A 7,653-nucleotide genomic window follows, 5' to 3' on the forward strand; every position below is an offset into this window, starting at 1 on the left:
TTGCAGGAGTTGTGTTGTCCGCGTTGGTCGGAAACAACCAGCCATTGCAGCTGCTCCTGCTCGTCGTCTGCGTATTCTTCGCGTTCTACCTCGTCGCGGTTGCCTACGCATTGCTCTCCTTCTTCGTCACCGTCATGCTTGCGATGCTGTACGGACTGCTCGGCACATTCAGCATCGAGGTACTCGAACTGCGCATCTACGAAACGGCGGCCGGGGGAATCGTCGGAATAGCGGCGGCGTACTTCATCTTCTCCACCGGAACGAGATCGACGCTGATCTCGAAGATCGACGATTACCTCGATCAGATGACTGCCATCGTCGACACCGGTATCGGAGCCGTCGTCCAACCAGGCTACGAGACTGACCTCGTCGCCGACATCCGGAAGCTGGACAATGCGCTGAAGGACCTTGTCGCGGCGGGCAAACCGTTGGAGATGGGACCGACGACGCGGACTCGTCGGGGAGCGAAACGGTTGTTGCGGATCATGACGGTCAGCAATCGGTCGTCTCATGCACTCGCCCGAGCGGGGGTCAGCGCCTCTCGGGGGGAACCGGACAGCGGACCGTCGCAGGAGACCGCGAAGGCATTGCGCCAAGCAGCCGACGTCACCCAGGCAACCGTCGCCGACGTCAAACGTGCACTCGCCGGCGAGCACGTTGAGCCTCCAGAGAAACTCACCGAAACCTCGGCACCCGACGTCATGCTGCAATCGAATACCACGCCCGGGCCGGTTCGCAGTGCCGTCCGTTCGCTCAGCACCCTCAACCGCACGATGGGGGAGGCATTGACGCGTGTCTGATGGCGTCGTACATACTCCCGCGTGAAGCACAAAGCAAGCCAGACGAAGGGGGAGGCCTGTCGAAGTCCGGTGCTGACCTGCAATGGTGGGCTGTCTTCGCGAGGAGGCGGCTGGCTCGATTCCCCATCGGCTGGGCGTGCGACACCTATTCGTCGAGGTCTACGAATCGGCAGTAGCGCGAGGCAGATCTTCGTTCGATTCTCATTCCGTGGCTCTGAGCGCCCCGACTATCGCCTCCTGCCAGTTCCGATCGGTGACGACGCCGCGGTCGTGGGCGGCGGGAGGCGGTACACCCGAGCTGCGCCGATCTGCGCCCACGACACGCCCGCCACCCGTGCTACACGCGGGTGTCGGACTTGTCGTGGTGGAACCATTCGAGTTGATATTTCGCGGCCGGCCCGGCGGGGCGGCGGTGGTGGCGGGCCTGGGTGGCTCAAGTGTGGTGTTCGGTGGGGCCGGGTTCGACGATGTGCCGCAGAAACATTCGAGTAACCCGTGCAGGAAGGAAGTCCAGTTCGGCGCGCAATAGAGGGCACTCAAACGCTTGCACTCGGCGGGACTACTCACTGCGAAGGCCCGGGCGAGAAGCTCGAAGTGTTCGAGATCGCCGCGAAGACCCCACCGCACGCGTTCACTGGTTCTATCACTCCGGGGTGGGGAACGAAGAGCCACGATGCACACGCAGCGACGAGATCCGGGCCATGCGTCAAGTCGATTCTTCCGCGCCTCAGACTGAGATCCGTCTTGCGTGGAGACGACGTAGGCTCGTCTATGTAACCGGTGGAAGAACAGGGCGATGACCAGCGATGACCACCAAGGACCTGCAGAAGGCACGGAACCGTTTCCTCGTCGAGCACGATCTCGACGGCTCGGTTCGGGAGACCATCTCGTCTTCGTGGCAACGATCGAGGTCGCACGAGGTACGACCCGATCAGCTCGCGCTCCCCTTCGTACGCGAACCGGGTCTGGACAGTCCCCTGGTCGCGGCGGCCGCCCCCGTACTGCTTCAACTGGCAGACGGGCTGGTCGCCGAGCCGGTCAGCGTGATCCTGACCTCAGCAGACGGCGTGGTACTGACCAGGATCACCGCCAGCCGACGACTCAATCAGGCACTCGACGACGTCAACCTGGCGCCTGGCTTCAGCTACTCGGAAAAATTCGCCGGCACCAACGGGATTGGCACCGCTCTCGAAACTCGTCAGCCCACCCTCGTCACGGGCGCCGAACACTATGCCGACTGCTTCGGGGAACTGGCGTGCGCCGGTGTCCCGATCAACGACCCGGTGTCCGGCGCCCTCGTCGGTGCGCTCGATCTCACCGGGTGGGTCGAGGACGGCGGACCGTTGCTGGCCACACTGGCGCGGTCGGCCACCGCCCAGATAGAGGGGCGGCTGCTCGCCCAGGCGAGCGCGGAGCAGATCGCGTTGCTCGACGCCTACCTGAAGGCCTGTCGCCGCGCACCGCAGACCGGGGTGATGGCCCTCGGCGACGATGTCGTCCTGATGAACCGGCGATTGCGCCTGGCCTTGGATGCCCCAGATCAGGCCGCGTTGCTCGAGCACGCGGTCGATCTGACCACTGCGCCTACCGGAGATCGACACATCGTGGCCCTTCCCAGCGGGCAGACCGCCCGCCTGTCTTCCGTGGACGACGTCGGGCTCAAAGCTCGACGGCCGTTCTATGTACGGTGGGTCTGCTAAAGCTAACTTTCGGAATCCGAACCGTCGACCAATGCGACTGCACACGGGTTCTCGTTCGTGTCAGCGCATAATTCCCACGAACTTGTCGGAATCCTCGAGTCCGGTCGTTATCCCGTATGGGGGGTCTATCGGATGGTGCAGCAAATCGGATTCCCAAGTGCCCGCCGACGGTAACAACAGCATCGAGGTCGACAGGCCCCACACCACCATGGCCGGTCCAATCGGGCCCCTCGAATCGAGTACCCGACTACTCGCGTTCCCCACCCCGCGCAGACCATGCGGGACGCAGTGGCGTGGCGGTTTCGTCGGCTCAGGTGGTCGGTGTCGAGGCCTGCCGATGGGCGGTGGGCTGAAACAGTTCGATCAGATTGCCGGCGGGGTCGGCGAGCAGGATCTGGCGACCACCCGGGCCGGTGACCGGATCGCTGCGGAATGCGACACCGGCATCTCGCAGGCGGGTGATCTCGGCGTCGAGATCACCGACGATGAGGTCGATGCGGTTGCCGCCCGGGCCGGTGAGGTCGGTGGGGGTGGCACGTGCACCGGAGCTGGCCGGGCCGGACAGCAGGAGTCGCAGGGGGCCGCGGATCACGTCGGCGAAGGCGGGGGCGGGATTGGTGTGCAGGGTGAAGCCGAGGCGGTTGGTGTAGAAGTCGATGGCGGCGGGCACGTCATCGACGAGGTAGCGGACGCTGGCGTAGTCGTCGGGTGTGGTCATCGGGCACTCCTTATCACGGGTTCGGTGGTGAGGGCCGGCAGCAGGTACCGGATGCGGATGTCGATCTCGGCGGCGGTGGCCTGGAAGGTCGGGTAGGTGTCCTCGTCGGTGCCGCCCGCTGCCGCCGGGTCGGGGATGCTCCAGTGGATCCAGCGCGTGTCGTCGAACTCCGGGCAGACTTCGCGGGCCTTGTCGCACAGGGTGATTACCGTGTCGAATGGGCTGTCGGCGAGGGTGTCGAGGTGGCGGGGATGCCGGCCTGCGATGTCGATCCCGAACTCTTCTCGCAGCACCCGCACCGCATTGGGGTGCATGCCCGGTTTGGGGCGGGTGCCGGCACTGACTGTGTCGACCCGGCCGCTGGTGTGCCGGCGCAGTAGCGCTTCCGCGATCACGGAGCGGGCACTGTTCCCGGTGCACACGAACAACACCGCCACGGGCGGGGTCGGGTCGAACGGCGGAGGTGCGGGGCCCGGGCCGAGTGCCGGGTGTAGTGCGGTGCCGGTGCCGGCCAGCATCTGCGTGCAGCGATCCAGATCCAAGTGGTAGTAACTGTCGCGGCCGTCGAAACTGCTGCGGGTGGCCCGCACCAGCCCGCCGTCGCGCAGCAGGCGCAGGTGATAGGAGATCAGGTTCTGCGACTCGCCGACCAGCGTCACCATCTCCCGGACCCGGTAGTCACCGCCCGACAGCGTCGCCAACAGCTGCCACCGCAACGGATGCGCGGCCAGCTGCAGGAAGGGCGGGACGGGTTGACGCGACAGCACCACCCCACGAGGATAACACCGGATACATCAAATTAGTTTGATGCAATTTGGCGGCCGGGTGTGCGATGGGAGCAGGGTGTCGAAGACGACGGTGACGGATACACCGGATGGGCTGCGCAGGCGTCTGGGGCTGACCGATGCGGTGGTGATCGGTCTCGGCTCGATGATCGGGGCGGGGATCTTCGGGGCCTTGGCACCGGCGGCCCGGGCGGCGGGGTCGGGGTTGTTGATCGGGCTCGCGGTGGCGGCGGTGGTGGCGTACTGCAATGCGTCCTCGTCGGCTCGGCTGGCGGCACGGTATCCGGTCTCCGGTGGCACCTATGTGTACGGGCGCGAGCGGCTCGGCGAATTCTGGGGATATCTGGCGGGCTGGTGTTTCGTAGTCGGCAAGACCGCCTCGTGTGCGGCCATGGCCTTGACCGTCGGCGCCTACGCCTGGCCCGAGCAGGCCCACGCGGTCGCCGTCGCGGCGGTGGTGGCGCTGACGGCGGTGAACTATCGCGGCGTCCAGAAATCGGCGCTGCTGACCCGGGTGATCGTGGCGATCGTTCTGGCCGTACTCGCCGCCGTCGTCGTCGCGGCACTGACCCCCGAGGCCGCCGAGATCGCCCGGCTGGAACCCGGTTCCGACATCACGGCGGTCGGGGTGTTGCAGGCGGCGGGGCTATTGTTCTTCGCCTTCGCCGGGTACGCGCGGATCGCCACCCTCGGTGAGGAGGTGCGCGACCCGGCGCGCACCATCCCCCGTGCAATCCCGCTGGCACTGGGCATCACCCTGCTCGTGTACGCGGTCGTGGCGGTCGTCGCGCTGCTGGTGCTGGGTCCGCAGGGGCTGTCGGAAGCGGCCGCGCCGCTGTCGAGTGTGGTGGCTGCGGCCGGGGCCGGTTGGCTGGCGCCCGTCGTACGGGTCGGCGCCGTCGTCGCGGCGCTGGGATCGCTGCTTGCCTTGGTCCTGGGTGTCTCCCGAACCACCCTGGCGATGGCGCGGGATCGGCATCTGCCCCACGTCCTGGCGGCGGTGCACCCCCGGTTCGCGGTACCGCACCGGGCCGAACTCGCCGTCGGGGTGATCGTCGCCGTCGCCGCCGCCACCACCGATGTCCGCGCCGCGATCGGATTCTCCTCCTTCGGTGTGCTGCTCTACTACGCGGTCGCGAACGCCTCCGGTTGGACGCTCGCCCCGGCCGAGCGACGGCTCGGGCGCGCCGTCCCGGCGCTCGGGCTGGCCGGGTGCCTGCTGTTGGCGTTCACCCTGCCAGGCCGGTCGGTCCTGGCCGGGGCGGCCGTCGTGGCGGTCGGCGCACTGATCTACGCCGCACGCCGCCGCTTCAGCTCCCCGTCCGTGCCGACCACAGACGGGCCGCATCAGTAAACCCACAACTGGAAAGTAAGTCCACCACTGGCAAGGGATTCCGGGGCTCACCACAACAGCTGGCTCGACTGGCCGCGACGACCGCGCCCAGACGATGATCTGGATCCGCATCTACGTGGGAGCGGTGTCCTTCTTCGAGGGCATCGAGAAGTTCCCCTGGTCGGTCAGGTGCCGACGAGCTCTACGTGCTTCGCGAGGCGAATGTACAGTTAGGCGTCGGCAAGGAAGCGCGATTTCGTCGGTGAAAGGTTGTCTTCGACTTGCTCGACTACCCAGGCCGCGATCTGTGCCCGCGAGGAAAATCCGAGTTTGGCGAGGACGTGCTCGACATGCCCCTGTGCGGTTCGCTGGGATATCACGAGTGTGTCCGCAATCGCTCGATTGGTCAGCCCCTGTGCCACGAGGTCCGCGACTTGCCGTTCGCGCGGTGTCAGGTTTGTGTTCGGCCGTTCGCGCGGTGTCAGGTTTGTGTTCGGACTGGATCTTGATGGGTCACGGGCTGTTGTGTTTTCACCGAGCGCATATGTTACGGCTTCGCTGAGGGTGAGACTTCGACCTTGTTGGACGGCCTTACTGAATGCTCGTTCGCCAAGTGTGAGACGGACGCGGGCCAGGCTCGATTTCTGACCTGTGTTGGTGTTGTATCCATTCAGCCATTGGGCTTCCGTGGATTCCTCTAACTTCTCAATTGCTCCCATCAGCACCGCGGCGTGTTCGGTTCGGTGTTCGGTGGCGGCGATCCACGCGCACGTGGAGAGGCAGCTCGTTGCGGTCGAAGGGCTACTCAGGCTGCGACTCAGTTGTAAGCCTTTGGCTAGCAGCTGAGTCGCTTGAATGCGGTCGGTGCACGAGACGGTCGACCCGAGCGCTGCTAGGGCTTGCGCTCGGTGCACAGTGTCACCCATAGGTTCGGTGATGGCGAGGATTTGTTCGTAGCAGGTAATCGCTCGTGCTTGGTCTCCGCACCGTCCATACGCAAGTCCCAGTCCGAATAGCATCTCGAGTTGCGTATCGAGGTCTTCGGGTGCTCGGCGCGCGTCGAGGGCCTTCTCGAAATGAGTGACAAGCCAGTGCTGTATCGCCGCTCGAGAGCGCTAGTTGGCCCTCGGTGCGGGTAACCAATTGCTCCAGGACGGGGTCCGCCAGGTCTGCCGCATATTGACGTGCTTTCGCCATGCGAGCGGAGGGATCGGTGCTGTCGCCCTGTAACGCGGCGAGCATGCCGTCGGTGCAGAGCGCTGTGACCTGTGATGTGGTTGGTGGCTCGGCCTGGGAGGTCAATGCTCGACTGAGCCAATGCCTACCTTCGCTCAGTAGACCACGGGAGATCCAAAAGCGGCGAAGAGCGTTGGCTATGTGCAAGCTGACCGGAGCGTGGATCGGATCGGCGAGGCAATACGTCATCGCGGCGCGAAGATTGGGTAGCTCGCGATCCAAGCGGGTTGTCCACTCAGCCTGCCTGGGGCTGAGCCATTCGGCGTCTGCCCGCGCGGCCAGTTGTTGGAACCAGTCCCGGTGCCGGCGTTGCAACGTCGAATACACGCCGCTCTCCCGAAGCCGGTCCCGCCCGTAGTCGCGAACCGTTTCAAGCATCCGGTACCGGATGACACCGTGCGTCTCCTCTAGGATCAGGATCGACTTGTTGACAAGCTCAGCCAACACATCCAACAGTTCGTTCGGGCCGAACTCGCCAGCGCAGAGCGCCTCCGCCCCATCCAGCTCGAATCCTCCTGCGAAGACTGAGACCCTGCTCCACACCGCGCGCTCGGGTGCCGTGCACAGCTCGTGGCTCCAATCGATACACGTTCGCAGGCTCTGTTGGCGAGGGGGTGTACCCCGGTTCGCGAACCTCAGAGGTCGATAGCGATCGCTCAGGCGAAGCAAGATCTGCTGCGCCGACAACACCCGCAACCGCGCAGCCGCGAGTTCGATCGGCAGCGGCAAACCATCTAGCCGCTGGCAGATCAGTGCAACGACAGCCTTGTTGTCCTCGGTCAGGCCGAACCCGGGGACGGCGGCGCACGCACGTTCAGTGAACAGCCTCACTGCCTCATAGCTAGAGAGCCCTTGCACTGAGCACGATCGGTTCGGATCAGGAAAGGCCAGTGGCCGCACGGGTAGCGTGGCTTCCCCTCCGATTGCCAAAGACTCCCTGCTAGTGGCAATACCGTTTACTTAGAATCACACGGCTGTTATTCTCAAGCCCGTGCCACGTGTGGGATGGGTGAAGCCGAGCAGTGATCAGCGGTTGTCTGATCACATTTCGTTGGGGGTGTTGACCAGGGTTTTTCCGCCC

The 7,653-nt window shown here is 65.1% G+C and carries 6 protein-coding genes and 2 pseudogenes; 3 read left to right on the plus strand and 5 right to left on the minus strand.

The features are described 5' to 3' along the window. Positions 1-800 (plus strand): FUSC family protein (locus tag ACFWAY_RS52460; RefSeq protein WP_378516351.1); only part of this gene is annotated, 800 nt, incomplete at its 5' end. A gap of 340 nt (positions 801-1,140) precedes the next feature. Here the strand turns inward: ACFWAY_RS52460 and ACFWAY_RS52465 are convergent. Further along, positions 1,141-1,326: pseudogene (locus tag ACFWAY_RS52465) on the minus strand (phosphatidylserine/phosphatidylglycerophosphate/cardiolipin synthase family protein); the annotation flags it as partial. A 280-nt stretch (positions 1,327-1,606) separates the two neighbouring features. Here ACFWAY_RS52465 and ACFWAY_RS52470 point away from each other — a divergent pair. Next, positions 1,607-2,485: pseudogene (locus ACFWAY_RS52470) on the plus strand (GAF domain-containing protein); the annotation flags it as partial. Between the two features lie 325 nt (positions 2,486-2,810). Here the strand turns inward: ACFWAY_RS52470 and ACFWAY_RS52475 are convergent. Together ACFWAY_RS52475 and ACFWAY_RS52480 are read right to left on the minus strand one after the other, a co-directional pair. Further along, positions 2,811-3,218: a VOC family protein gene (locus ACFWAY_RS52475; RefSeq protein ID WP_378516352.1), complete on the minus strand. Its 408-nt coding sequence runs from the start codon at positions 3,216-3,218 to the stop codon at positions 2,811-2,813. Then, the gene (locus tag ACFWAY_RS52480; RefSeq protein ID WP_378516353.1) at positions 3,215-3,988 is read right to left on the minus strand and encodes an ArsR family transcriptional regulator; all 774 of its coding nucleotides are present in this window, start codon (positions 3,986-3,988) and stop codon (positions 3,215-3,217) included. Before ACFWAY_RS52480 ends, ACFWAY_RS52475 begins: the two co-directional genes overlap by 4 nt. Positions 3,989-4,025: 37 nt before the next feature. Here ACFWAY_RS52480 and ACFWAY_RS52485 point away from each other — a divergent pair, with 37 nt between their 5' ends. After that, on the plus strand, positions 4,026-5,357 hold the full coding sequence (locus tag ACFWAY_RS52485) for an APC family permease (protein WP_378516354.1): 1,332 nt from the start codon (positions 4,026-4,028) through the stop codon (positions 5,355-5,357). Positions 5,358-5,566: 209 nt separating this feature from the next. On the opposite strand, the gene ACFWAY_RS52490 is transcribed toward ACFWAY_RS52485, so the two are convergent. Further along, complete coding sequence (locus ACFWAY_RS52490) at positions 5,567-6,055, minus strand: response regulator transcription factor (RefSeq protein ID WP_378516355.1); 489 nt, start codon at positions 6,053-6,055, stop codon at positions 5,567-5,569. 199 nt (positions 6,056-6,254) lie between these two features. After that, the gene (locus tag ACFWAY_RS52495; protein WP_378516356.1) at positions 6,255-7,403 is read right to left on the minus strand and encodes an ATP-binding protein; all 1,149 of its coding nucleotides are present in this window, start codon (positions 7,401-7,403) and stop codon (positions 6,255-6,257) included. Positions 7,404-7,653: the final 250 nt, after the last annotated feature.

This window comes from Rhodococcus sp. NPDC059968 (assembly GCF_042738615.1).
Taxonomy (GTDB): Bacteria; Actinomycetota; Actinomycetes; order Mycobacteriales; family Mycobacteriaceae; genus Rhodococcus_F.